Source organism: Fodinibius sp. GM21, assembly GCF_058386955.1.
On sequence record NZ_JBYEIQ010000001.1, the window covers coordinates 538,642 to 562,263 of the forward strand.

Here is a 23,622-nt window from a genome sequence, read left to right on the forward strand (position 1 = left end):
TCATCTATGGACCGATCACCCGAAGGCAATCCTTTCTTTGAAAAACAACCCTGGGCGCTGGATATTCCGGATGTTCTTGGAACCTTGGAGGTTGATACAGAACGTGGGCTTTCAAAAGAGCAAGTGGAAGAGCGTCAGCAAAAGTATGGCCCCAACCAACTTCGCCGCCATAAAAAGAGGAGTATTGTAGAAATTCTGATTGATCAGCTTAAGAGTATAATAATTGTACTTTTGGCGGTTGCGGCCCTGTTTGCCTTTTGGCTGGGGGAATATGTAGATGCTTGGGCTATTGTAGCTGTTATCGTCATTAATACGGGGATTGGATTTATTACCGAGTTCCGTGCGGTTCGTTCCATGGAGGCCCTTTTCGAGCTTGGGAAAGTGAGTACAAGGGTCCGTCGTGCGAGTAAAATTATTGAAATCGATGCAGAAGCATTGGTACCGGGAGATATAGCCATCATTGAGGGTGGGGATATCATTACAGCCGATCTGCGAATCCTCCAAGAATCCAAGCTTCAAGCTGATGAATCAGCGCTGACGGGAGAAAGTTTACCGGTGTCAAAACAGGCTGATGCAGTTACCGATGATGCGGTACTGGCGGAGCGGAGTAGTATGCTTTATAAAGGAACTTCGATTACCCGTGGGGCCGGTGAAGCAGTTGTCGTATCAACAGGACTGGATACCGAGCTGGGAGAAATTTCATCGCTTGTGGAGGAAGCTGATGAAGAGCAAACACCGCTTGAAGAGCGACTAGATAGGCTTGGTTATCGATTAATAGCAGTAACGCTAATAATCGCGGCCTTTGTGGTGGGGTCAGGTATTTGGGCAGGAAAAGAATTGTATCTGATGGTTGAAACGGGCATTGCCCTTGCGGTTGCGGCTATTCCTGAAGGTTTGCCTATTGTAGCAACGATAGCCTTGGCTAAAGGAATTCGACTAATGGCTAAAAAAAATGCCTTGGTTAACCGACTCTCATCCGTAGAAACCTTAGGGGCTACCGGTATCATCTGTACGGATAAAACCGGCACATTAACAGAAAACAAAATGACGGCTACCGGCATTTATCTGTCAGGAGATTGGGACATATCTTTATCAGAGCAAACACTCAAGGGCAATAGTGATTTGCGCTTGGCTCTGGAAGTGGGGGTTCTTTGTAATAATGCTTCGCTTGATCATCAAGAAAAGGGTGGAACAGGTGATCCGCTGGAGGTTGCTTTGCTTGAGGCCGCGAAAAAGGCGGGGATCGAAATTGATGAACTCTTATCTCAATATCCCGAAGTACGAGAGGAAGCCTTTGATGCTAATGTAAAAATGATGGCCACTTGGAATCAGCAGAATAATGAAGCCTATCGTGTATGTGTGAAAGGCGCACCGGAAGCGGTTTTGTACGCCTGTAGCACCGTTATGGTGAATGGAGAAGTACAACCTTTACAAAATGAGGATCGCGAACAGTGGGATGAGCTTAACCTGCAATTGGGGCAGAAGGGACTGCGTATGTTGGCATTGGCAGTTAAAACAACTGAAATGACCAAAGGGAATCCCTACGAGGATTTAACGTTGGTAGGCTACGTTGCATTAAGCGATCCACCTCGCAGTGAGGTCAAACCTGCAATTTTGCGATGTCAGCAAGCAGGAATTCGAGTGGTAATGATAACAGGAGATCAAAAGGCAACAGCCGAATCTATTGCCGAGGCAGTAGGCATCGATTTAGATAATCGAGAAGCAATACATGGAAGAGATCTGCCCGATATTGCAGAGTTGAATATCGACAGCAGCGAGGCAAACCGGATCTACCGTACGTCGGTCTTTTCACGCGTGAGTCCCAATCAAAAACTAGATCTTATTGAGCTGTTCCAGAAGAAAGGGCAAATTGTAGCGATGACCGGAGATGGGGTCAATGATGCCCCAGCTCTAAAAAAGGCCGATATTGGCATTGCCATGGGGCAACGGGGCACCCAGGTGGCGCAAGAGGCCTCTGATATGGTGCTTACTGATGATGCTTTTTCTACCATTGTGAGTGCCATTGAACAGGGACGCGTCATTTTTAATAACATACGCCGCTTTATTTTTTATTTGATGTCGTGCAATGTAAGTGAAGTGATGGTTGTTGCTATGGCAACCGTCGTTGGTACAACTTTGCCTATACTGCCATTACAAATACTCTTTTTAAATTTGGTTACTGATGTTTTTCCTGCATTGGCTTTGGGAGTTGGTGAGGGAGAAGAAGGAATCATGCGAAAACCACCGCGTAATCCCGAACAGCCTATCTTGGGCAGCAGTGAGTGGATGGGTATAGCCGGTTATGCCTTTATTATCACCTTATCAGTTCTTGGATCACTTTTTATAGGGATGGAATATCTGTTATTATCTGCGGATGAAGCGGTAACCCTTTCGTTTTTAACGCTTGCGTTTGCCCAGCTATGGCATGTATTCAATATGCGAAGCAGTGATTCCAAATTTTGGGATAATACAATAACAACCAATAGCTATATTTGGGGAGCACTTCTACTGTGTACGGGGTTGCTCTTTATGGCGGTTTATGTACCGATCTTTAGTGATGTGCTAAAGGTTACGCCTCCCACGTTAACCGGGTGGACACTGGTTTTTGTCATGAGTGGAATTCCACTTTTGGTGGGACAACTGTGGAAGCATTTGGACCGAGGTTGAAATCAGTTGAATCAATAAAAAAAGCCAACAGTTTCCTTATTTCGGCATTACCCGAATTAAGTCTGGAGGTATAATCTCAGCCTTGATTTCTCAAAGCACCCTCAACTGCTGGCTCAACATCGATATTTGCGTATCGATATTTAATAGACCGTTGCACACCACTTGAAATGCCTGATTTAGGCCAATTCCAACCGAAGTCTCCGGTCATTGATTTGGACTTACCTTAAATATTATGCCGTAGCATTCATAAGGCTGTGCAATCTCAAAATGTCAAACTCTCTCTCAGTTTAGTCTGTTAATATTATAATATAATTCGAGGTTCCTGTCTGTAGGTATAACTTTGCATAGCATGTAGAAATTTGCACTACATAAAGGGAAATCAGATCAACCTTTCTTCGATTTATATTCAAAAACCGTTAGGATAGCAGGTAGTAAAAAAAGCGCTGCGAAAAGGGTTAATCCAATGCCTAATACCGCCATTTCTCCAATAGAACGCATTCCAGGATGTATTGAAAAAAGGAGACCGCCAAAGCCAAGCATGGTCGTAAGTGCGCTGATGGTGATATGTTCGCCTGTTGAAGTAAGAACTTTATGAATGGAACCTTTGCCTTCTTCCAGATATCGGTGGACCAAATGAATGCCACTGTCATCACCAATTCCCAAAACAGTAGGAAGGACCACAAGATTATAGAAGTTGAGTTTCCATCCAAAAATTTCAAGGAATCCAAACATCCAAAGAAAACTTGCTGTAAGAGGAAGTAGCGCAAAAATCATCCATTTTATTTTTCGTAATACGATTAACTTAAAGATGATGATAAACAAGATGGTAAGGGTGACCATAATGGGAGTTTCTTCGATCATAAGTCGGAGCATATCGGAGGCAACAATAGAGGTTGATCCCGCATAGAAGGTTTGGCCTCCGGGGATAGTTATTTCCCCGACATCATCAGCGAATAACATAGAATTTCGGCCGTCAGCTAATCCTACAGATGGATGTATTATAACTAATGTGCCGATTTCTCCGGTTTTGGAAGTAAATGGATCTATGATAAACCCCGGTACTTCGTTCAAGGGAATAGGATGCTCAGTAGAGGCTGCCCGTTGCAGTTGACCTATTTGTGAATCATCAGAATCCTTTAAAAAGGGGTCTTCAAGCAGATCACGAATACCACTTATACGGTTTAATTTTTTTTCAGCAGTTGTTGTATCTATCGGATAGCGATCCTGAAATGTTTCCACCGATCGTATGGTCGGAGTTAACGTGTCAGTAGTCATATAATCGCGCAACCGGTTGGCTACTGCAACAGCTTGAGTGGGAGTATCTACAATAACGTAAGCGGCATTACGGGTCTTCCGGTCGCTGTAGACCTTGTTCATTTCATTCCGCAATACATTGTATTCTTCGTATTCGGGTTCCAATTCTGCAAAATCATACTCGAATTTTAGGTTGGGTAGCTCAATGATAGTTATTGCTGTTGTGACAATGGCAAGAGCGATAATCACATAAGATATTATTGGTTTTGGGTCCGTTCGTGGTTTTTTCTTGTTGGGGGCTAGAGCATTTGTTGTTTTATGGGGATGGTCGGACAAGTTGAGCCAACCTATTTTTTCAAGAAGCACCAGTAAAGCGGGTAAAACAAATATATAGGCAATGATTGATAGAAGGAGTCCGACCCCCGCAATGAATCCGAATTCACTGAACCCCTTAAAGTCAGCCAACATAAGGATGAAAAATGCTGCGGCCGTGGTAAGCCCGACGATGGCTATGGCTTGTCCGGTGGTCATAAATGTTTTTACAAGTGCCTCAGGTATGGCACAGGATTCCCTTTCTTCGGTATATCGGGCAAAAAAGTGGATACCAAAGTCGATTCCCATTCCAAAAAGAAGCAAGCCCAGCGTAGCCGTCATGATCGTCAGCTTTTGATAGGCTAGCCAGGCAATTCCAAAGGTAAGCGCCAGGCTGAAGGCCATGGGAAGGGCAAGGATTAGTACGTGAGCCGGAATATATTTAAGCTGTTTAAGCAGCAGGCCTAAAGAAAAATAATCACCTGCATGAGCGCGGTAGCTTTTGTATTGAAAGTAGAGGACAACAAAGAATAAAAGCATTACGATGCCGGCACCAAATGAGTTAAAAACATCACGGGTGATTGTTTGTACTTCGATGAGTGTACGGATCAGCCTCCCTGCTAAAACAATTTTCATTTCCGGATGAAAGCCGGCGGGGTGTATTCTATCAATTAACCTTTGTAATTCACTGTAAGTATTACGTACAAATGTGAGGTCCGTTTGTGAACCGCTGGGAAAGAGCTTTACAGCAAGTGCAGTTGAATCGGGTGAAGTGGGATACTCTGATCCGATAAGTTCGTCATACACAGCACTGAGTTCATTGCCCAGGGAATCGAGATCTGAAGATTCCTCTTCATCCAGCTCAAAGTAAAATGGATTAGCCTCCTCTTTTGCCTCATCAATTTTTTGTTGTAGATAGTCTTCAAGATCATCCAACTCACTATCAGTAGCGAAATAGAGTGCATTTTCTTTGATAAAATTGATCTCTTTGCGAAATTCAGCTCGGATAAAGTAGGGGTTGCCACTGGATTGATCCATATTCAAAGCTTGAGGAATAAGCGTCTCAGCAAATCTTTTATTTGCCTCGAACGAAGGACTTTCGATAATTACTGCCACCTCATGCTCAGCGCCTACTTGTTCCTGTAACTTTTGTAGTGCCTGAACGCTGGGATAATCATCCGGGATAAGCTCAGAAAGATCGGTATCGATTCGTAGATTTGTGGCCAGCAAAAATCCCAGAACCCCTAAAAAAAGGGTACCAAAGAGGGCTGTAACCGGGAAACGAATGATAACTTCAAGAATTTTTCTTAGTCCTTTAAAAATCGTTTCCATGGCTTATGCCCTTGAAAGAGTTAAATGGCATTGCCCCTCATTTTCCAGAAATACCGCAGTAAAGAACCAAGGCCGAGAAAAACAAGAATTATATTAATAATGGGACCTGCATAGGGGATGATCGTGAGCAAAAAGATGATGCCCATGCCTACCACAAGCCCCCAGTAATGGTCAGCGAACGATTCAGTTTTGAAATATCGAATCACGGTAGTGCCTACCAGCAGAGCTACAAGCAGATAACTTATGAGCAATGCTATAGCGTATAACATCCAGATTAGTAAAGCCAAAGGAATTGTAAAGAAGAGTAGTAACAGGAGTATGCTTATAATAGGAATTCCCAAAAAAAGAAGTAGTCCTACACCCGTATTTTTTAGATAATGCTCTTTTGAAAATCGGTATAGATCAACTGATGATTGCGGAAAAATGATTAAAAGTAAGAACCCAATGATCAATACTGATACAGAAGCCCAGAGACGAATCAGAAGCATTATTCCCCATCCGCCTTGCTCTTCAACAATAATTGTGAGGTTTTCGGGGGCGTTTGGCAAGGTTTCAGCATCAATATCTTTATAACTGATAATGGTAGTAGCCCCAAGCGGGTTATAGTCTTGAGTAAAAGTAATATCATTAATATAGAGCTCTACGTAACGTTGAATAGTGCCACCAAGGGTAACATCGTTACCATAGATTCGAACCCAGCCTTCGATGAGCCCATTTTCAATCATAATTTCATTACCTGCAATAACAACATTTCCCCGGATCACGGCCTCTTGGGTTATTCGTATATCATTGCCTGCAATAAAAAGGTCGCCTTGGAGTTCTCCACTTATTGTTATGGAATCACCTGCTGCAATGGTCATATCTCCAACTGTTCCACTTAAGGTGATCGTTTCGGCAGCAATGATGGCATCGTCGGTTATAACACCACCAACCGTAATAGTTCTTGCACCTGCAAATAAGTCATCTTCCAAATAGCCGTAAATTTCAAGCACCTGTGCAGCAGAAAGCACGTTTTGGGAGAGGGTGTCTCCAGAGTTAATTTGTACAGTTGTCCCCAATTTGTAGGTCGATGGTTGCCCGATAAGTATTAACGGTAAGCTAAGTAGCAGTATCGCCCAAAAGATGATTTTTGATTTCATAAAGCCCGGGATTTTTTAAAAGCCATTAAAAATAAATACACCTTTTTGGCGGGCAAATGCCGTAGCGTATTTCCCTTTCAGGTTGTACCTGATTGATGTAAAATATTGTAGTATTAACCCCTACATATTTATCAGAAAAATTTTTTAATCTATTGAAACATAGTGTTTTACTAAAATTTATTATAATTGATAGGGGGTTTTGATTAATTTCGATTATCCAATAATTAAATAAATGGGGATACAGTTATGGACTTTTCAAATATTAATGTTTTGGCAGTATTAGTAGCTACACTTTCTACTTTTTTAGTGGGATGGCTTTGGTATGGACCTCTTTTTGGCAAAGCCTGGATGAATGCCGTGGGATTATCAGAGGAACAAATTCAGCAGGGAAACATGGCAAAAATATTTGGTTTTGCCTTTCTCTTTGAATTAATCATGGCATTTAATCTTGCAATATTTCTAACAGGATCGCCGGAGGCTGCTGAGATGATGAATGCTCAAATGGGAGCTTTTTACGGATTCTTGGCTGGATTCGGATGGGTGTTTTTTGCTTTGGCGGTTAATAGCTTATACGAACAAAAGTCCTGGAAATATATTTTTATTAATGGCGGTTATTGGACGGTTACTTTTACAGTAATGGGACTCATTTTGGGAGCCTGGAAGTAAATTATCAATTTATCCTCAGGAATTATTTTTGAGGGTCTGTACATTATTTGAATTTGCATGTCTTTTTAGATTATTTAGCACTCTTTTAAGTAGCCTTATAATCAATCAGTAGATTCAATGAAATATATTGGAGCCCATGTCAGTGCTGCCGGCGGTGTTGAGAATGTCCCGAAGCGAGCCCACAAAATAGGAGCCAAAGCGTTTGCCTTATTTACAAAAAATCAGCGCAGATGGGAAGGTCCGCCGCTCACCAAAGAAAATATCGATGGTTTCAAAAAAAGCTGTCAAGAATTGGGATATTCAATGGATTATGTGATGCCGCATGACAGCTATCTGATAAATCTTGGACATCCAGAAGAAGAGCAGCTGCAAAAGTCCAGAAATGCTTTTTTAGACGAAATGCAACGCTGCGAACAGTTGGGAATAAAACTTTTGAATTTTCATCCGGGTAATCATCTGAACAAAATGACCGTAGAGGAGTGCTTGGACCGTAATGCTGAGTCGCTGAACTGGGCGTTGGAACGAACAGAGGGGGTGACGGCTGTTATCGAAAATACGGCCGGCCAAGGTACGAGTGTAGGGTATAAATTTGAGTATCTGGCTAGAATTATTGATGGCGTTGATGATAAAAGCAGAGTAGGTGTATGTATAGATACCTGCCATGCTTTTGCAGCGGGATACGATTTATCTACCCAAAAGGGATTTAAGGTTTTTTGCCAAAGGTTTGAAGAGAAAATTGGATTTGAATATCTGAAGGGTATGCATCTAAATGATTCTCAAAAAGAACTCGGAAGCCGAGTGGATCGCCATGATAATATTGGAGAGGGACAGATTGGGATGAAGGGCTTTGAAATGCTGATGCAGGATGAACGCTTCGACAATATTCCAATGATTCTGGAAACCCCTAATACAGAGCGCTGGCCCGAGGAGATTGAACTCTTGTACAGCCTAACTGAAAGGTAGATTACCTTTCAGTTTGTAAGTCAAATCAATTTTGGGATTACTGCCATGGCTACTTTTTTAACTGGCTTAACCCAGCAGGTGTTAAAATAAGTACAGCATATCATATGAGTATACCAGTGCTATGCTGTACTTAGCTGTAATCCTGATTGACGATCTCTTTGATGCCTTTTTCGTATGGCGTGGGGGACATGCCAAATTGTGATTGAAACTTGGAGCTATCAAATACATAGTCCTGATTATATTGATACATCATTTCAACCATCTCGGCCATCAAGGAATTGAACCATCCCATTATTCGGACAAAAAACTTTGGAGCGGTCCGATACTTTGGTTCGACCTCTAATTCATTTGCAATCATTTGAATCCATTGTTTGCCGGTCGGTGGATTTGAAGCAGTAGGTAAGTGCCAGATCTGATTATAGGCCTCTGGATAATTTCCCAACAGCGCCGTGGCTTTACCGGCATCGGGAGTGTAGGTAAAAGAGTGCTTATAGTTAACTGAACCAAGCCAGTTCGCTTTTTTACCATTGGCAAGGGGTTCGAAAACCATCTCGGTGAGAATGCTGGTATTTTGTATCGATGGGCCATAAAAATCTGCCGAACGTGCAATCAATGCTTCGACCTCCCCGCTTTTAACGTGATCCATAACCATGTTAGCCAGCTTTTTGCGTACTCTGCCTTTTCGGCTCTTAGGATTCACAGGCGTGTTTTCGGTCATCTTTCCAATATGATCCGGATCATACATGTAGACATTATCAAAAAAGACCAGTCTTGAATCGTGGGTACTACAAGCATTTAATACGTTTTGCATAATCTTTGGCCATACCGATTCCCATACATCAGTGTCATAGGGTAGGCCCACCATTAAATATACCACTTCTGATCCTTTAACAGCTTCATCTGTCTGTAAGGCATCTGTTAAATCTGCCTCAAGCAGTTGATCGGTAGGATTAATCTTATTGGGATTTCTGCTAACTAAGCGAATATCTTCAGTGTAGTTTAATAGTGCTTTTGCCAGCTCTGTGCCTGCAGCACCACCGGTACCGAGAATTGTTTGCATAACTGAGTTCCTTTCATTTTAAGCTCAGGTTTTTATTTAAAAAATCTCAAAGGGTGATCAACCTGGGTAAGTTAATATTTTTGCGATTGGTGTCATAGTAAGCTTATTGTTTTCGGTAGGAGTAATTTACACGATCAAAGAGTTCAAGGCTATATATAAGCGGTAAGGAGCAAGAGATGAGAAGAGGTTAACGCTTGGAAGTTAAACCGGAAGACCGAAAAATAATTATTCTTTAATCTTTCCCAGCTGCATGAAAACCGGGAAAGTAACTTCCACTTTTTTTGGATTTCCAAGCTTTTGTCGGAGCCTCTCCATGGCACTTTCTGCTGGGTTCTTTGACTGTTCCGTTTTCATTTTCTGGATTGCGGACCAGCTGTTAAAATATCCTTCCAGCTGATCAAGCGACCAATCATAGGTGATTTGAAAGTCAGGCGTGGAAATTTCATCAAATGGAAAAGGAATATTTTGATAGTGATCGTCTAAATATTTTCGATTTTCATTGAAGTATGTACTAAAAGCTTCCTCATAGAGATCATCGATAATGAGATTACTTTGCTTGTCAATACGAACCATGCCATAGCCGATCACGGCCAGCAATGCATTTTTCCGGGCAGTTCTGCGTACTTCATCATAAAACCGGTTAAAATTAAGCCAGTGAATAGCCTGTGCTATGGTAATCAAATCGAAAGTGTCATCGGGTAGTCCGGAGTGTTCTGCGGGGGTATTTAGATAGGTGATATTCGCTTTCTCAGGAGCATAGCTAAGTTGATCTTCGCTGATGTCGTTGGCAAAAACCTGATCAAAATGATTTGCTATATATCCAGCTACCTGACCTGATCCGGTAGCACAATCCCAGGCTGTTTTCTTTTGATCAAGGCACTCAAAAATAAAGCTATACAGTTCATCGGGATAGTCAGGCCGATATTTCGCATATAGAGCTGCTTGCTTAGAAAAGCGTTTTTCTAATTTTGACATATTAATAGGTTTGAGTTTCTTCAAACATTTTTTCTCCGGCCGGGATGGCTATGTCCAGCTTGTTTTGGGATGGTGGCAGCGGACAGGTAGCATGTTCGGTAAACACGCAGGGTGGATTGTATGCTTTATTAAAATCAATGTAGGTAATATTATTTTCATCAGGCGTAGGAATATAGATATATCGACCGCCTCCATACGTCGATTCGCCGTTGGTTTTATCCCCAAAAATGATGAAAAACTTATCATCTTTTTTAGGATGATTTAGCGGTGCCAGGCTGTACTCTTCGCCATCAATTGAAAATTCGAGCATACCATAAAGAGTATCAGACATGCCCTCATTTAAGACATCGGGAACGGTTATGAGCTTGGGATCATCAAATGGTTTAAACTCTGCCTTTATCTTCCATTTTTGATCAATGGGGAAGCGTTCAATACCGTCAAATGCAGCCAAATTTGGGTGTTGTTCATCAACCAGACGGATGTAGTAATCGCCTCTTCGGTCAAGGAGATACCAGACCAGGCTTCCTTGTTTTAAAACCGTACCGGACCTTGCATTACCGGGTATCATCGTAACTTTAGAGACAGTATCCTGATCATTTGTGACCACGACATCGTCATCTATTTGTACGGTAATAGTTGTGTCTTTTTTGGTGATCGTGCCGATTGAGGGAGACGCTTTGGGAGGAAATACGAGATCGTTCGTTGAGTCTGAGCCAAAGCTTTGTGTTCCTTCTTCAAGTTTGTAAAGACCGGCCAGCTTTAGCCAATCTTCAGGTCCCAATAAGTTATCAATGCGGAGTTGATGCCATTCATTTACTTCCTTGGCGTATTCGGCCTCGGTTTGCTTCTGATTGGAGCTACAGCTCATGGCATAAAACACGATGAAAGTTGCAAGGAATACTACCCAGAATGGTGACCGATTAGTCATTATGCAAGTACTACTATAATTACCGGATTAAATGAAAAAGTTATAACAGAAAAAATATTATATGCGTTTATGGAAGTTGGATGATGGATCGATTCAATCCAATGATAAATCGAGATCTACCTGTTCATGGTTTTGATAAAAAAGTGGAATAAATATGGCCAACAGATAACACAGAACGCCAAATACAATAAAAGCAATACCAATTATAAAATCGTATTCCAGCGCATTCATGCGAACCAGCAAATTGTACCAGTCGTGCGATTCCTTTCCTAATCCGCCGATAAGAGGTAGTTGTCGGGCACTTCCATCCGCGGCATAAGTAGCCACATCAAGCCAGCTAAAACCGACTAGCAGATAAGAAAATTGCAGTCCTAAATATTTTCGATTGATCCAGCTGTAACCGAGAATTGCCAACGGCAGCAGTATTTGAAAAAGCGATCCGCCTAGAATAGTTAAAAACCGAAAGCCAAGCAGTCCAAAGAACGTGTGCCCAGCTTCGTGAACAATGAGTAAAAAAGTGTCGCCAAACAGATAGATAATATTCAGGGGAAAGGGATAACTATAATTTACTGCAAAAAAAATATTATAGTTCAGTGCCCAGTAAATTTGATGCAGGGAATAGAACATAAATGGTAGCATCAACAGGGAAGCCCACCATTTTTTTAAAAATGTAATAGCTTGTTCTTTGATTTTTTCGGAATTCATTTCCGGTTAAACATTTCACTGAATTTTCGTTTTCCTCTGATAAAGTATTGCCAGACAATCGAACTTTGGAGCATTACAGGCGGATTTTCTTCTATCTTTCGTTTCTGTTGCAGCAAGTGACGTTTTTGATAAGTAGCGTGGAACCCTTTCCAGAAATCGCAATGAGCACGAACGATAGCTTTAAATGACTCAGTATCTCTATCCGTAAGTGATTTAAAAGCTGATGCTATATCAAGGAAATACCGCCCAATAAATTGCCAGGCAATAGAATGGGCACTGCTGTTTTTCCAGATCATCCTGAGATTATTGCGGTAGTTGTAGTATAGTTTGCGAGGGGAGTCCATGGGCAGAGATCCACCGCCTAAATGATAGACAATGCTTTCAGGGCAGTAGCGAACGCGGTATCCCATATTCCACAGACGCCAGCAGAGATCAATTTCTTCCATGTGGAATTCAAAATCCTCATCAAAAGGACCAACCTCTTCAAATAGCTCTTTGCGAACAGCCAACGCGGCCCCGCTGGCCCAAAAGATATCCGATTCGTAGTCGTATTGTCCCTCGTCTTTTTCCAGGGAATCAAAAATGCGCCCGCGACAAAATGGATATCCAAACTGATCTAAAAATCCACCGGCTGCTCCGGCGTACTCGAAAGAGGAGGGGGCCTCATCCCAAAGCATTTTCGGTTGTACTGCTGCAACTCTGTTATCCTTTTGAAAACAGGTCGCAAGTTTGTTAAGCCAATCGGGTTCAACCCGAACATCGTTATTTAAAAAAATGAGGATGTCTCCCTCGGCATGGGGCACAGCTCTGTTATTTCCTCCACAGTATCCATAATTTTTGTCGAATTCTGCGATTTTTACATCGGGATAATGCTCTCTTATCCACTGTTTTGATCCATCGGTAGAGGCGTTATCGGCAAGAATAATTTCGTAGTGAGAGTAGTTAGTGGCAGCAACGCTCGGAAAATATGTTTTAAGATGATGTAACGCATTCCACGAAACAATAATGATACTAAAAAAGGGCATATTCGATTTTTAATAACCAAGAAATTGTTTTTCTTAATGTTTTCCTGCAATCATAAAAAGGCAAGAAAAAACGTTATCACGGAGCTGAAGATGATAAAGAATCGACTATGATCAAAGTTGGATTAATTTCGGACACCCATTCGTATCTTGATCCACAGGTGTTGGAGTATTTTGAGGATCGGGATGAAATTTGGCATGCCGGGGATTTTGGTACTTTAGAGATCGCTGATACCCTGAAGGATATAGCACCTTTAACAGGCGTGTATGGCAATATTGACGGACAAGACATCCGCCAGGAGTATCCGCTGCATCAGCGATTTTCACGCGATGGTATTGATTTTTGGATGACTCATATTGGGGGCACGTTGGGACGTTATTGTATTCCGATCAGAGAGGAAATGGAAAAAAATCCGCCAGATGTTTTTATCTGTGGCCATTCGCATATTTTGAAGATTGGTCGGGATCAGGACAAAGATAAGATGCTTTTTATTAATCCCGGCGCTGCCGGACGATATGGTTTCCAGGTTTATCGAACCTGCGTTCGCTTTAATATTGAAGACGGAAAAATCCAGGATGTTGAAGTGATTAATCTTGGTCAAAAAGGAGAACAATAGCCTTATTCTTCAAATCGATTAATCAGCTCTACGGCGTGAAAAGCCGAAAGTGTGACCAACGGTATTCCACCGCCTGGATGTGTACTACCGCCTACCAGATATAAACCTTTTACCGAGCGGCTTTTATTTTTGGGACGCATAAAAGCAGCCAGCTTGCTATTGGATGAGGTGCCGTAAATACTCCCTTTATTGCTACGATATTTTTGATAAAAATCTCTGGGAGTGATGGTTTTTGAGTATTGAATATGATCACTCAAATCTGTTAACCCGTGTTCCTGGAGCTTTCGGATAATCTGTCTTCTGTACCGTTGTTCTTCATTTTGCCAATTCATATTATCGCTCAGGTAGGGAGCATTCACCAGAACAAATAAATTTGAATTACCTTCAGGAGCATGCTGAGGATTTGTGTGGGAGGTGTTGGCAATGTAGATCGTGGGATCATCGGGCATAACTTTGTCCTCAAAAATTTGCTCAAATTCCCTCTCATAATCCTCTGAAAAGAAAATATTGTGATGGGTCAGTGCATTGTATGATTTATCAACTCCCAACATAAGTACAAAGCCGGAACAAGAGGGTTCTACATTGGCAGCTTTCTTCCGTTTCAGTAGCGAAACATCTTCTTTTTTTATTAAATGAAGGTAGGTTTCAGAAGCATCTGAATTGGAAACTACGATATCAGCTTTGTGAATACTACCTGTGCTATCAGTGACACCGGTAATTCGATTATCATCTGTATTAATTTTTGTTATCTCGGTATCATATTGAATGTTTGCACCCTTACTTTCTGCAAGTGAGGTAAGAGCTCTTACAAGTGTGTACATGCCTCCATTGAGATAGTATCCACCCAGAGAAATCTCAACATAAGGAATGACATTAAGGGTGGCCGGGGCTTGATAAGGTGAAGAACCGTTATAGGTCGTAAATCGCTTAAAAAATTGTCGCAGTTCTTGCGACTCAAATTGTTTGTCTATACGACCGGATACGGTTTGGAAGGCGTCAATTTTAAAAAAATCAGTAAAGTCGAGATTGCCCAAGTCCGAAAGCCCGTATAAAGGGTTATACAGGAAAGCATCTTTGGTGTGTTCGAAAAGCTGCTCTGCGTATGTTATAAATTGTTTATATGCCTGAACATCATTTGGGGCAAATTCTTGAATTTGGGCAGTATTTAAGCACGTATCTTGATAACAATCGAATTGTATGCCGTTCGGATAAAAATACCGACAAATGGGATCTACCGGCTCTATATCGAGATATTTACTTATGTTGCTATCACAGTACTCAAATAACTTTTCAAGAATGAATGGCATGGTAAGCAAGGAGGGACCGGTATCAAAGCGATAGCCATCAATTGAGAATTCATTAATTTTCCCGCCCGGTGAACTATTCTTTTCTAAAACTGTGACATCATGACCTTTGTGTGCTAACAGACAAGAGGCCGCAAGTCCACCGAGACCAGCGCCAATGATTTTAATATCCATATCACTTGATTATAAGAATTATAAGAGCAATTGTAACTATAGATTTTAATTCTTTGTAGCCTCAGAAGTGTTTTAACAATCTTTGACGTTTTAAAGAGGACGAATATTTGTATCTCAAAAATCGAAAACTATTTTATGGACTGATGAATCATAAATCTGTACTAAAATATTCTGATATGCAACGCTTCAATAACCATTATTCGAAACTTATTTTGGCCTTTTTACTTATATGGGGAGTTGGTACGGCAGAAGGACAGTCCCTAAGGGCGCCGGCCGATACATCAATTACAACGCAGCACGAACAAAATATTAATGGGAAAGATGTTACTTACACAGCTACGGTAGGAAATCAGCCGGTATGGGATGATGATGGCAAACCTATTGCCACGCTTTTTTACACCTATTACCAACGAACGGATATTGATGATACAGAACGACGCCCGCTTGTCATTTCCTTTAACGGCGGACCGGGTTCTGCCTCGGTTTGGATGCATATTGGATATACAGGGCCCAAGAAGGTAAAAATAAGTGATGAAGGTTTTCCTGTACAGCCTTATGGTGTGGAGAATAATCCGCATTCGATACTGGATGTGGCCGATATTTTATATGTCAATCCCGTAAACACCGGTTTTTCACGGATATTAGATCAAGAAGTCGAACGGGAAAAGTTTTTTGGAGTAAATGCTGATGTTGATTATTTGGCAGACTGGATCGATACTTTTGTCTCACGTAATAATCGGTGGAAATCGCCCAAATTTTTAATTGGTGAAAGCTATGGTACAACCCGTGTTTCCGGATTAGCTAATGAGTTGCAATCCTCACAGTGGATGTTCTTAAATGGCGTAATCCTGGTTTCTCCTACGGGTTTGGGTATTGATCGTGATGGACCGGTTAATGACGCGCTAACCCTGCCATATTTTACTGCAACGGCATGGTATCACAATGCTCTGCCGGATAAATTGCAGCAGCAGGATTTAAGTGAACTTTTACCGGAAGTAGAAAATTATACTGTTGATACTTATATCCCGGCGCTTACGCGTGGCGGAACGTTAAGTGACAAACAAAAAGAATCGATAGCCGAGAAAGTCGCTTTTTATTCCGGCATTGATGCAGAAAAGATTTTGGATCGTAATCTGCGCATGTCTACATCGTTTTTCTGGAAAGAATTGTTGCGAGATGAAAAAGAGCTTACCGTTGGCCGATTAGACTCCAGATACAGGGGGCAAGATCGCGAAAATGCTGGAAATCGCTATGGTTATGATCCTGCTCTAACTGCGTGGAATCATGCTTTTACACCTGCCATTAACGATTATTTGCGGAACAGCCTGGGTTACAAGACCGATCTACAATACTGGATGTTTGGTCCTGTGCATCCATGGGACCGTGACAGAAATAATACGGGGGAAAATTTGCGATCGGCTATGGCAGAAAATCCCTATCTCAATGTATTGGTTCAGTCAGGTTACTATGATGGTGGTACGCCTTATTTTGATGCTAAATATACTATTTGGAACATGGATCCTAGTGGTAAACTGCAGGATCGAATTTCTTTTGAAGGATACCGCAGCGGACACATGATGTATCTTCGGAAAGAAGATTTAAGTACTTCCAATCAAGATATTCGGGAGTTTATTCGTGAGTCGATTCCCGAGAAGGGGGCTCCAGCCAAGTATTGATCAGGCTATATAATTCTTGATTAATTCCTTAAACGAAGCTTAGCAACAGTTTCAATATGGTAGGTCTGTGGAAACATGTCGACTGGTTGTACTTCTTGTATTTGGTAAACTTCATTGAGTTCTTTTAAGTCTCGAGCCATGGTTGAGCTATTGCAGCTCACATACACGAGCTTGGGGACTTTTAATTCTTTGAGTCGTTCAACGACATCGGGATGCATGCCGGCACGGGGAGGATCGGTAATGAGACAATTGGGTTCACCAAACTCATCCGTAACTTCTTCGGTAAATACATCTTTCATATCTCCTTCAATAAAAGAGACATTTGTAACCTCATTATTTTCTGCATTTTTCCTGGCATTACTGATTGTTACTTCTTCTAACTCAATGCCGATAATGTGCTTGCAGTATTCACTTAGAAAAAGGCTAAGCGTACCTACACCACAGTAAAGGTCATAAAGAATGTCATTTTTACTAACATCAGCAAAGGATTTTGCAACTTCGTATAGTCGTTCTGCCTGGGCCGTATTTGTTTGGAAAAAAGCATTGGCATCAATGGTAAATTGATAAGGACCGATGTGATCAGTGATGAAGCCGGGCCCATGAAGAACTTTTTCGTATCGTCCTTCTGCGGTGGGAGAACGGGTATCATTCACATTGTTTACAATGGTCGTAATTTCTGGAAATTCATCCAACAGTGCATGAGTTAGGGCTTCCATCACATCCTGATCATCCTTATAGGTGACGATATTGACCATTAAGTCTTCGGTATGATGAGCCTTCCGTATTACTAGGTTCCGCATAAATCCTTCATGATCAATGCGATTGTATGGTTCAATATCGTACTCAATACACCATGAGCGTACAAAGTCAAGGATTTTGAAAGATATCGGATCTTGCAGATGACATTCATTGAGATTTAGGATCTTGTCAAACCGTCCCGGAGCATGTAAGCCCGCCGCAAAGCAGCGGTCACTGACAAACTCATCGCGATTAATTTCTTCTCGGCTTAACCACCGTTTGTGACCCATCGAATATTCCATTTTGTTGCGATAATAGAACTCATTATCACAGCCAATGGTCGGGTTTACCTCAAGATCTGTCAACCCACCAATGCGGTGCATGTGATCTTCAACCTGGTCGCGTTTAAACTTAAGTTGCTTTTTATAGGAGACATGCTGCCAGTTGCATCCGCCACAGTTTAGGGCATGCTGACATTTGGGTTCAATGCGATTGGGACCGGGCTCAATAACCTCAAGTAGTTTGGCCTCGCGGTAACTCTTTTTCTTTTTGATAATACGCGCCTTTACTCGGTCACCGGGAGCTGTATTGGGTACAAATATTGCCAACCCATCAATTTTACCAATTCCTTTGCCTTTATAAGCCGCCGAGTCGATGGTAAGCTCTACATCATCACCTTTTTTTATAGCCATTTGCTGCTATTAGTGTAATTCAAAAATTGATTTTATTCTTGGTCAGGTTCCATATATGTCTTGAATTGCAGCGAAAAGGCCCGTTCAGCAGAACTTGCCTTTTTGAGCTCTTTAGTTGTAATCTCGAGCTGTTTCATTGCAATCATAGCTAGTGTTTCCATAAACTTAACGCCAATGGTGGGATGCCGTTTTTTGAGCGTTTCAAAATCCGGTTTAAAGAATCCAAGAAGGGTACAATCGGTCAGGCATTTAGCACTTGAAATTCGCCGCAGTTCGTAGCCAATAGAAAGGGCTCCAAAGCTTTCCGGAGATTCAATAACATAGCTGTGTGTTTCTTCGTCTTGCGTACCGGGTTCGGGTTCTACAATAAGCTCTACCTTACCTTCCTCAACAAAGTACATGCCGGTACCGGGGTCGCCTTGGTAATAAATATATTCGTTCTCTTTGTATTGTCTGCGGTGACAATACTGCAAAAACTCTGATCGCTCAAGCATCGTCAAGTTTTTAAGAAAACGAGACTGGAAGATAAGATCGCTCTTATTTTTCAAATTGTTGAATTGCTTGGATCCAAACATGCCTTATGAATTTATTTATGGTTTGGCCGATCCATAATCTACTAAGCTATACGGACGGTAACAATTGATATTGTTAAAAAGAATGACCGATACCAAAGGTAAAATAGGGGGTTTTATCTTCAAACCATCCCTGTTGCAGGTCGTGGATTCGAAATGCAAAATCAAATCGAATGACTACGTATTCCCAGTCCAATCGTAAGCCAAGACCGGAACCTACCGCAATTTGTTTATAGAAATTATCAAAACGAAACTTTCCCAATTCCAGTAGTTGTTCCTTGGTGTTATCAGAGATTTGCTGCTGTTCATCCTGAGAAGGGTCGCTGGAAAATAGTTTTGTTTTTGGACCATACCACACATTACCGGCATCGGTAAACCAGGCAGCAATCCAATCAGCAGATAAAAAGTTTCCGATAACTTGTTGTCTTATCTCCATTTGTGAAAGTAATTTTATTTGCCCGCCGTTTATGGTTACATCATCTAAGGGGATACTACCGGGACCCAAGCTGTAAATATCCCATCCTCGTATGTCGTTAGCGCCCCCCGCATAAAAACGTTGATTCAAGGGGATGGTATTACTTTGTCCATAGGGCAGGGCTAATCCCAAAAACCCCCGATATCCCAGTACTGCATTATTCGATAATGGAATATATCGTCGGTAATCAGCTGTTCCTTTTACAAACCGACTGTATGCCAGACTGTTTTGGCTGCCGGGGAAAATAGCCGGTAAATTTCCCTCAAGGGTATCTGGGGTAACTATGAATTGATCTGTCAGATAGGGAATGTTACCCCCGGAAGCGATAGAATATTCACTAAAATAGCCGCGGTCCCTTTTAATCAAATCAGTTCTTTGGCTACGAAATGTATATCTGAGAATCGATGAAACCTGGGGTCGAAAATCTTCCTCAATTTGTCGGAGCTGAAACGAGTCTTCTCCAAAACGATTGCGAAGTGCTTCACTAAATTCAGGTGACGGATCGGTGTCAAGCAGATCGAGCTCGATAAGATCTAAAAAACTGGAATAACGCTGGTTGTGCTGCACCTCGTATCGAAGATTAAATCTGATATCCGAGTTAATATCGAAAAGCAGCTGATTCGATCGGGTAAAAGAAAGTGAATATCTGGTACGTCCGTTTGAGAAGAATATGTTATCATCAAGTGAGGAAAAAGGGAAAATTAAACGAGGCAGGGAATATTCTACCCGGGTTTCAAAGCTTTGAAAAAATCGTCCATCAAATGATTGTGAGCTGGAATCAGCTTCTGAGGCGATGTCACGAACTGTTTGAGAGCTTACATATTCAAAACTTCCGTTCACACCAATTTGAAAGTTCTCCGCTTTCCCAAAAAGATTATTGTTGGTGTATGTAACGCCGGCTCCCGATCCAAATCCATATCGCCTCATCCCAAACAGATTTAAGTTTACTGAATGTTTGGGTAGAGTTTGCAATGAAAACATGACGGGGATTTCATCCTTGGAGTAGTCGGGCAGCGACCCGTCTTCACTTAACCCAAACTGACGAATGTTGAGCATTCCAAGGTTCTGAAACTCATTGACCGTACGTATATAAAGCGAATGGTCAAAAATATCGCCGGGCTTAAACAATACCTGGTTGGTTAATAGCTTAAATCTGGTTTGGGCAGATTCTCCCTTTTCCAAAAAAATGGATCTATTGTTGATGGTAAAAGGAGATTGTCGAAGAGTATCCCGCTGATTGTAACGAAGGGTATCGCCCGGACCGCTAAGGCTAATATAAAGGTCTCCAAACCGGTATTGTTTTCCTGGGTTAATGGTGAAAAGGGCATCAAGCTGGTTAGGGCTGGTTGTATCTCTTTTGACCAGTAAGTTTACCGAATCGCGTTGTACGGCAGCATAACCGTTGTTTTTCAGGAAACTAATAAGTCGGTTACGCTCTGTATTGAGCTCATTCTCGGAATATTGCTTATTAACAGCAAATGTTGAGTCGTTTAACTGTTGCTCGGTCAAAGAACTTTCCCGCAAAAAACGGTTTATCTTTCGGGGTTCCTTAAATTCAGGAAGGCCGGTATATCCTAATGTTTTAATAGTAAAAGCGGGTCCTTCATCAATAAGGAAAGAAACTTCAACCCTGTTTTTCTTAAATTCAACGATATTGGTATCTACCGTAGCCTCTAAAAAACCGACCGTTTTATAATATTGCTTGATGCGCTCAATATCATTGGCTACTGTTGCACGATTTAGATACGAAGGAGGTTCTCCCCAACTATTTGTAAGTTGCCAAATGAAATACCAAGGAGTAAAACGTGGTATCCCCAGGAACTCTCGGTTTGTCTGGGTTCGGATTAACGTTTCAAGCGTATTGTCTTTTACATTGTCATTACCGGCAAAACGGACAATACGAACAACATTATCGGTAGTGTCGCTTTCAGTAGCTAGGTTCTGAGATACACCTCTGTCAAAAGGGATCAGCAAAAAAACGCTGAGCAGTACTGAGCCTATAAGAGCGCGCGAGAAAAAAGCTTTCAAGAGATTTGGGCTTATATCATTCAAAAAAAACGGTTGCATGAAAAATCATGCAACCGCAAAAATAAGTTCTTTTCAGATCAACTTCTTTTTAAACATCGTCGTAATTAAAGCCTTCATCGTCTTCGTTGTGGAAGAAATCCTCCTTACCGATATAGTCTGGCCAGATATCTTCTATACCTTCATATACAACATCTTCACCTTGTTCAATTTCTTCTAGTTCATATAAATTATCGAGTACCTGCTGAGGACTCCCATTACGTTCAGCCCACTCAATGAGCTCATCTCGGGTTGCGGGAAAAGGCGCCTCATCTAAAACGGCTGCTAATTCAACAGTCCAAATCATAAAATGTGTTACAGTTTTGATATGTTAAAGTTCTACTAAAATCTTATCTACCTATAAAAAGGTTAGACACATTAAATTCAAGTCAATTTTTAAGGAAAATGCAATTATTTTTTCCTTTTTATGACTCAAAGGTCTAATAAATTATTCTTATCTTCCCTTGTCATAATTGTAAACTAAAATCAAAGCAAATTATTATGGGAAGTTTCGGCGGAATGGAGATTTTGATTATCGGCCTGGCTATACTTCTTTTCTTTGGTGCCAAACGAATTCCTGAATTGGCACGTGGTCTTGGACAGGGCATGAAGGAATTCAAAAAAGCCTCTAATGAAATAAAAAGAGAGCTGGAAGAAGGCCAAAAAGAAGGTATGGATTCCAATTCCAACTCTGAAGAAAAGACACAAAAAGAGCAGCAAAATTAACTAAATCCATTTCTAATCCATTGAGTTTTACAAATTTCAGCCAGATCCAACAGGAAATTAAGTCTGGTAATGTTTCACTTTCAGGTATTGTACAGTCTTACATTGATAATATTGAACAGCATAATGATGAAATTAATGCAGTAGTCAGCATCGACAAAGAGAAAGCCCTTAATAGAGCTGGTGAGATACAACAACGTATTGAGGATGGGACAGCCGGTAAATTGGCTGGCATGGTAATCGGAGTTAAAGACCTTATCTGTGAGAAGGACAAACAAGTTACTTGTGCCTCCAATATTCTTTCTGATTTCGAAAGTGTTTATGATGCTACGGTTGTAGAACGGTTGCGCAATGAAGATGCTATTTTATTGGGACGCCTGAATATGGATGAGTTTGCAATGGGATCATCTACGGAAAATTCTATCTACGGTCCTGCAAAAAATCCTATTGATATTACCAAAGTCCCGGGTGGTTCTTCAGGAGGTAGTGCTGCGGCTGTTGCCGCCGAATTTTGTACAGCTTCTCTTGGTTCTGATACCGGTGGATCTATTCGACAGCCGGCTTCCTATTGCGGCGTGGTAGGGTTAAAGCCTACTTATGGAAGGGTTTCTCGTCATGGATTGGTAGCTTTTGCCTCTTCCTTTGATTGTATCGGGCCGCTTACCAATTCTGTGGATGATGCCGCCCGGATCCTTGAGGTTATCGCGGGTCCCGATCCCAATGACAACACCTCTTCTAGTCGAACGGTGCCTGACTATACGAAATTCACAGAAAATTTAGACTCTAATGTTAAAATTGGGGTTCCGGAAGAGTATTTTGGTGAAGGATTGGATGAAGAGATACGCGATGGCATCAATAGCAGACTCAGTGACCTCGAAGAATCCGGTGCTGAGCTGGTTCCTATTCATCTGCCGCACATGAAATACAGCATCGCTACCTATTATATTCTAGCTACGGCCGAAGCATCAAGCAATTTGGCGCGTTATGATGGCATTCGGTATGGCCACCGTGCCGATATTGATGATGTGGAGAAAGATCTTAAAGAAGAGCAAGAGGCTTTAGAAGAACAGATTAAGCAGGCTAAGGGAGAAAAAAAGCAACAGTTGGTTGATCAACTGAATGATATGGATTCTTCGCTGATCAGGCTTTATAAGAAAAGCCGCACTGAGGGTTTTGGTCCCGAGGTTAAGCGCAGAATTATGCTCGGCACGTATGTGCTTAGCGCTGGCTACTATGATGAATATTATGCTAAAGCCCAGAAAGTACGTCGTTTGATCAAACAGGATTTTACCGAAGCCTTTGAGGAAGTGGATGTTATCGTATCACCAACGGCACCAACTACAGCATTCGATTTGGGTGCAAATCAGGATAACCCGGTACAAATGTATTTGAATGATATTTATACCACCTCGGCCAATCTGGCCGGCATTTGTGGCATTAACGTTCCTGCAGGGATTCATTCCAATGGTTTGCCGTACGGTATGCAATTGATGGCTAATGCATTCGAAGAGGGTAAATTGTTTAATGCGGCCAAATTAATTGAACAGCTAAATTAAGTTTTTTG

The 23,622-nt window shown here is 41.7% G+C and carries 19 protein-coding genes and 1 riboswitch; of the genes, 7 read left to right on the forward strand and 12 right to left on the reverse strand.

Annotation, left to right across the window (positions count from 1 at the left end; translation table 11 throughout):
* Positions 1 to 6 precede the first annotated feature (6 nt).
* Positions 7 to 2,667 carry a cation-translocating P-type ATPase gene (locus tag ACT3IB_RS02090; RefSeq protein WP_491537365.1) on the forward strand — a complete coding sequence of 887 codons (2,661 nt, stop codon included), beginning with the start codon at positions 7 to 9 and terminating at the stop codon, positions 2,665 to 2,667.
* Positions 2,668 to 2,683: 16 nt separating this feature from the next.
* A riboswitch (TPP riboswitch) is annotated at positions 2,684 to 2,780 on the reverse strand.
* Between the two features lie 271 nt (positions 2,781 to 3,051).
* On the opposite strand, the gene ACT3IB_RS02095 is transcribed toward ACT3IB_RS02090, so the two are convergent.
* Together ACT3IB_RS02095 and ACT3IB_RS02100 are read right to left on the reverse strand one after the other, a co-directional pair.
* Positions 3,052 to 5,565, reverse strand: a complete 2,514-nt coding sequence (locus ACT3IB_RS02095) for an efflux RND transporter permease subunit (RefSeq protein ID WP_491537366.1) — start codon at positions 5,563 to 5,565, stop codon at positions 3,052 to 3,054.
* Between the two features lie 20 nt (positions 5,566 to 5,585).
* The gene (locus tag ACT3IB_RS02100; protein WP_491537367.1) at positions 5,586 to 6,704 is read right to left on the reverse strand and encodes a DUF8173 domain-containing protein; all 1,119 of its coding nucleotides are present in this window, start codon (positions 6,702 to 6,704) and stop codon (positions 5,586 to 5,588) included.
* Between the two features lie 246 nt (positions 6,705 to 6,950).
* On the opposite strand from ACT3IB_RS02100, the gene ACT3IB_RS02105 reads away from it, so the two are divergent.
* Together ACT3IB_RS02105 and nfo are read left to right on the forward strand one after the other, a co-directional pair.
* A complete protein-coding gene (locus ACT3IB_RS02105) occupies positions 6,951 to 7,370 on the forward strand; it encodes a DUF1761 domain-containing protein (protein ID WP_491537368.1) in 420 nt (139 codons plus the stop codon).
* 117 nt (positions 7,371 to 7,487) lie between these two features.
* Entirely contained in the window at positions 7,488 to 8,333 is an 846-nt protein-coding gene (gene nfo, locus ACT3IB_RS02110) for a deoxyribonuclease IV (protein ID WP_491537369.1), read from the forward strand.
* Positions 8,334 to 8,463: 130 nt separating this feature from the next.
* Here nfo and ACT3IB_RS02115 read toward each other — a convergent pair whose 3' ends face one another.
* The 5 genes from ACT3IB_RS02115 to ACT3IB_RS02135 form a co-directional block, all read right to left on the reverse strand.
* Positions 8,464 to 9,393: an NAD-dependent epimerase/dehydratase family protein gene (locus ACT3IB_RS02115; RefSeq protein ID WP_491537370.1), complete on the reverse strand. Its 930-nt coding sequence runs from the start codon at positions 9,391 to 9,393 to the stop codon at positions 8,464 to 8,466.
* A 225-nt stretch (positions 9,394 to 9,618) separates the two neighbouring features.
* Positions 9,619 to 10,368: a class I SAM-dependent methyltransferase gene (locus ACT3IB_RS02120; protein ID WP_491537371.1), complete on the reverse strand. Its 750-nt coding sequence runs from the start codon at positions 10,366 to 10,368 to the stop codon at positions 9,619 to 9,621.
* A gap of 1 nt (position 10,369) precedes the next feature.
* Positions 10,370 to 11,296 carry a DUF1684 domain-containing protein gene (locus ACT3IB_RS02125; protein WP_491537372.1) on the reverse strand — a complete coding sequence of 309 codons (927 nt, stop codon included), beginning with the start codon at positions 11,294 to 11,296 and terminating at the stop codon, positions 10,370 to 10,372.
* Between the two features lie 93 nt (positions 11,297 to 11,389).
* On the reverse strand, positions 11,390 to 12,001 hold the full coding sequence (locus ACT3IB_RS02130; RefSeq protein WP_491537373.1) for a hypothetical protein: 612 nt from the start codon (positions 11,999 to 12,001) through the stop codon (positions 11,390 to 11,392).
* Positions 11,998 to 13,026, reverse strand: a complete 1,029-nt coding sequence (locus ACT3IB_RS02135) for a glycosyltransferase family 2 protein (protein WP_491537374.1) — start codon at positions 13,024 to 13,026, stop codon at positions 11,998 to 12,000. The genes ACT3IB_RS02130 and ACT3IB_RS02135 overlap by 4 nt, the downstream gene beginning before the upstream one ends.
* 107 nt (positions 13,027 to 13,133) lie before the next feature.
* Between ACT3IB_RS02135 and ACT3IB_RS02140 the strand changes: the two genes are divergently transcribed.
* Entirely contained in the window at positions 13,134 to 13,640 is a 507-nt protein-coding gene (locus ACT3IB_RS02140; protein ID WP_491537375.1) for a metallophosphoesterase family protein, read from the forward strand.
* 2 nt (positions 13,641 to 13,642) lie between these two features.
* On the opposite strand, the gene ACT3IB_RS02145 is transcribed toward ACT3IB_RS02140, so the two are convergent.
* On the reverse strand, positions 13,643 to 15,118 hold the full coding sequence (locus ACT3IB_RS02145) for a phytoene desaturase family protein (protein ID WP_491537376.1): 1,476 nt from the start codon (positions 15,116 to 15,118) through the stop codon (positions 13,643 to 13,645).
* 176 nt (positions 15,119 to 15,294) lie between these two features.
* On the opposite strand from ACT3IB_RS02145, the gene ACT3IB_RS02150 reads away from it, so the two are divergent.
* On the forward strand, positions 15,295 to 16,794 hold the full coding sequence (locus tag ACT3IB_RS02150) for a S10 family peptidase (protein ID WP_491537672.1): 1,500 nt from the start codon (positions 15,295 to 15,297) through the stop codon (positions 16,792 to 16,794).
* A 20-nt stretch (positions 16,795 to 16,814) separates the two neighbouring features.
* Here ACT3IB_RS02150 and rlmD read toward each other — a convergent pair whose 3' ends face one another.
* The 4 genes from rlmD to ACT3IB_RS02170 form a co-directional block, all read right to left on the reverse strand.
* Positions 16,815 to 18,224, reverse strand: coding sequence for a 23S rRNA (uracil(1939)-C(5))-methyltransferase RlmD (gene rlmD, locus ACT3IB_RS02155; RefSeq protein ID WP_491537377.1), 1,410 nt, complete (start codon positions 18,222 to 18,224; stop codon positions 16,815 to 16,817).
* A gap of 32 nt (positions 18,225 to 18,256) precedes the next feature.
* On the reverse strand, positions 18,257 to 18,799 hold the full coding sequence (locus ACT3IB_RS02160; RefSeq protein ID WP_491537378.1) for a cyclic nucleotide-binding domain-containing protein: 543 nt from the start codon (positions 18,797 to 18,799) through the stop codon (positions 18,257 to 18,259).
* Between the two features lie 73 nt (positions 18,800 to 18,872).
* Positions 18,873 to 21,323, reverse strand: a complete 2,451-nt coding sequence (locus tag ACT3IB_RS02165; RefSeq protein ID WP_491537379.1) for a BamA/TamA family outer membrane protein — start codon at positions 21,321 to 21,323, stop codon at positions 18,873 to 18,875.
* Positions 21,324 to 21,387: 64 nt separating this feature from the next.
* Positions 21,388 to 21,642 carry a DUF2795 domain-containing protein gene (locus ACT3IB_RS02170; RefSeq protein ID WP_491537380.1) on the reverse strand — a complete coding sequence of 85 codons (255 nt, stop codon included), beginning with the start codon at positions 21,640 to 21,642 and terminating at the stop codon, positions 21,388 to 21,390.
* Positions 21,643 to 21,836: 194 nt separating this feature from the next.
* Here ACT3IB_RS02170 and ACT3IB_RS02175 point away from each other — a divergent pair, with 194 nt between their 5' ends.
* Both ACT3IB_RS02175 and ACT3IB_RS02180 read left to right on the forward strand, forming a co-directional pair.
* Positions 21,837 to 22,061: a Sec-independent protein translocase subunit TatA/TatB gene (locus ACT3IB_RS02175; protein ID WP_491537381.1), complete on the forward strand. Its 225-nt coding sequence runs from the start codon at positions 21,837 to 21,839 to the stop codon at positions 22,059 to 22,061.
* A gap of 20 nt (positions 22,062 to 22,081) precedes the next feature.
* Positions 22,082 to 23,614, forward strand: coding sequence for an amidase family protein (locus ACT3IB_RS02180; RefSeq protein ID WP_491537382.1), 1,533 nt, complete (start codon positions 22,082 to 22,084; stop codon positions 23,612 to 23,614).
* Positions 23,615 to 23,622 lie beyond the last annotated feature (8 nt).

Excerpts from the sequence above, each read along its gene's own strand:
- ACT3IB_RS02090 (WP_491537365.1), top strand. The coding sequence starts at position 7 with ATGGACCGATCACCCGAAGGCAATCCTTTCTTTGAAAAACAACCCTGG.
- ACT3IB_RS02095 (WP_491537366.1), bottom strand. The coding sequence starts at position 5,565 with ATGGAAACGATTTTTAAAGGACTAAGAAAAATTCTTGAAGTTATCATT.
- ACT3IB_RS02100 (WP_491537367.1), bottom strand. The coding sequence starts at position 6,704 with ATGAAATCAAAAATCATCTTTTGGGCGATACTGCTACTTAGCTTACCG.
- ACT3IB_RS02105 (WP_491537368.1), top strand. The coding sequence starts at position 6,951 with ATGGACTTTTCAAATATTAATGTTTTGGCAGTATTAGTAGCTACACTT.
- nfo (WP_491537369.1), top strand. The coding sequence starts at position 7,488 with ATGAAATATATTGGAGCCCATGTCAGTGCTGCCGGCGGTGTTGAGAAT.
- ACT3IB_RS02115 (WP_491537370.1), bottom strand. The coding sequence starts at position 9,393 with ATGCAAACAATTCTCGGTACCGGTGGTGCTGCAGGCACAGAGCTGGCA.
- ACT3IB_RS02120 (WP_491537371.1), bottom strand. The coding sequence starts at position 10,368 with ATGTCAAAATTAGAAAAACGCTTTTCTAAGCAAGCAGCTCTATATGCG.
- ACT3IB_RS02125 (WP_491537372.1), bottom strand. The coding sequence starts at position 11,296 with ATGACTAATCGGTCACCATTCTGGGTAGTATTCCTTGCAACTTTCATC.
- ACT3IB_RS02130 (WP_491537373.1), bottom strand. The coding sequence starts at position 12,001 with ATGAATTCCGAAAAAATCAAAGAACAAGCTATTACATTTTTAAAAAAA.
- ACT3IB_RS02135 (WP_491537374.1), bottom strand. The coding sequence starts at position 13,026 with ATGCCCTTTTTTAGTATCATTATTGTTTCGTGGAATGCGTTACATCAT.
- ACT3IB_RS02140 (WP_491537375.1), top strand. The coding sequence starts at position 13,134 with ATGATCAAAGTTGGATTAATTTCGGACACCCATTCGTATCTTGATCCA.
- ACT3IB_RS02145 (WP_491537376.1), bottom strand. The coding sequence starts at position 15,118 with ATGGATATTAAAATCATTGGCGCTGGTCTCGGTGGACTTGCGGCCTCT.
- ACT3IB_RS02150 (WP_491537672.1), top strand. The coding sequence starts at position 15,295 with ATGCAACGCTTCAATAACCATTATTCGAAACTTATTTTGGCCTTTTTA.
- rlmD (WP_491537377.1), bottom strand. The coding sequence starts at position 18,224 with ATGGCTATAAAAAAAGGTGATGATGTAGAGCTTACCATCGACTCGGCG.
- ACT3IB_RS02160 (WP_491537378.1), bottom strand. The coding sequence starts at position 18,799 with ATGTTTGGATCCAAGCAATTCAACAATTTGAAAAATAAGAGCGATCTT.
- ACT3IB_RS02170 (WP_491537380.1), bottom strand. The coding sequence starts at position 21,642 with ATGATTTGGACTGTTGAATTAGCAGCCGTTTTAGATGAGGCGCCTTTT.
- ACT3IB_RS02175 (WP_491537381.1), top strand. The coding sequence starts at position 21,837 with ATGGGAAGTTTCGGCGGAATGGAGATTTTGATTATCGGCCTGGCTATA.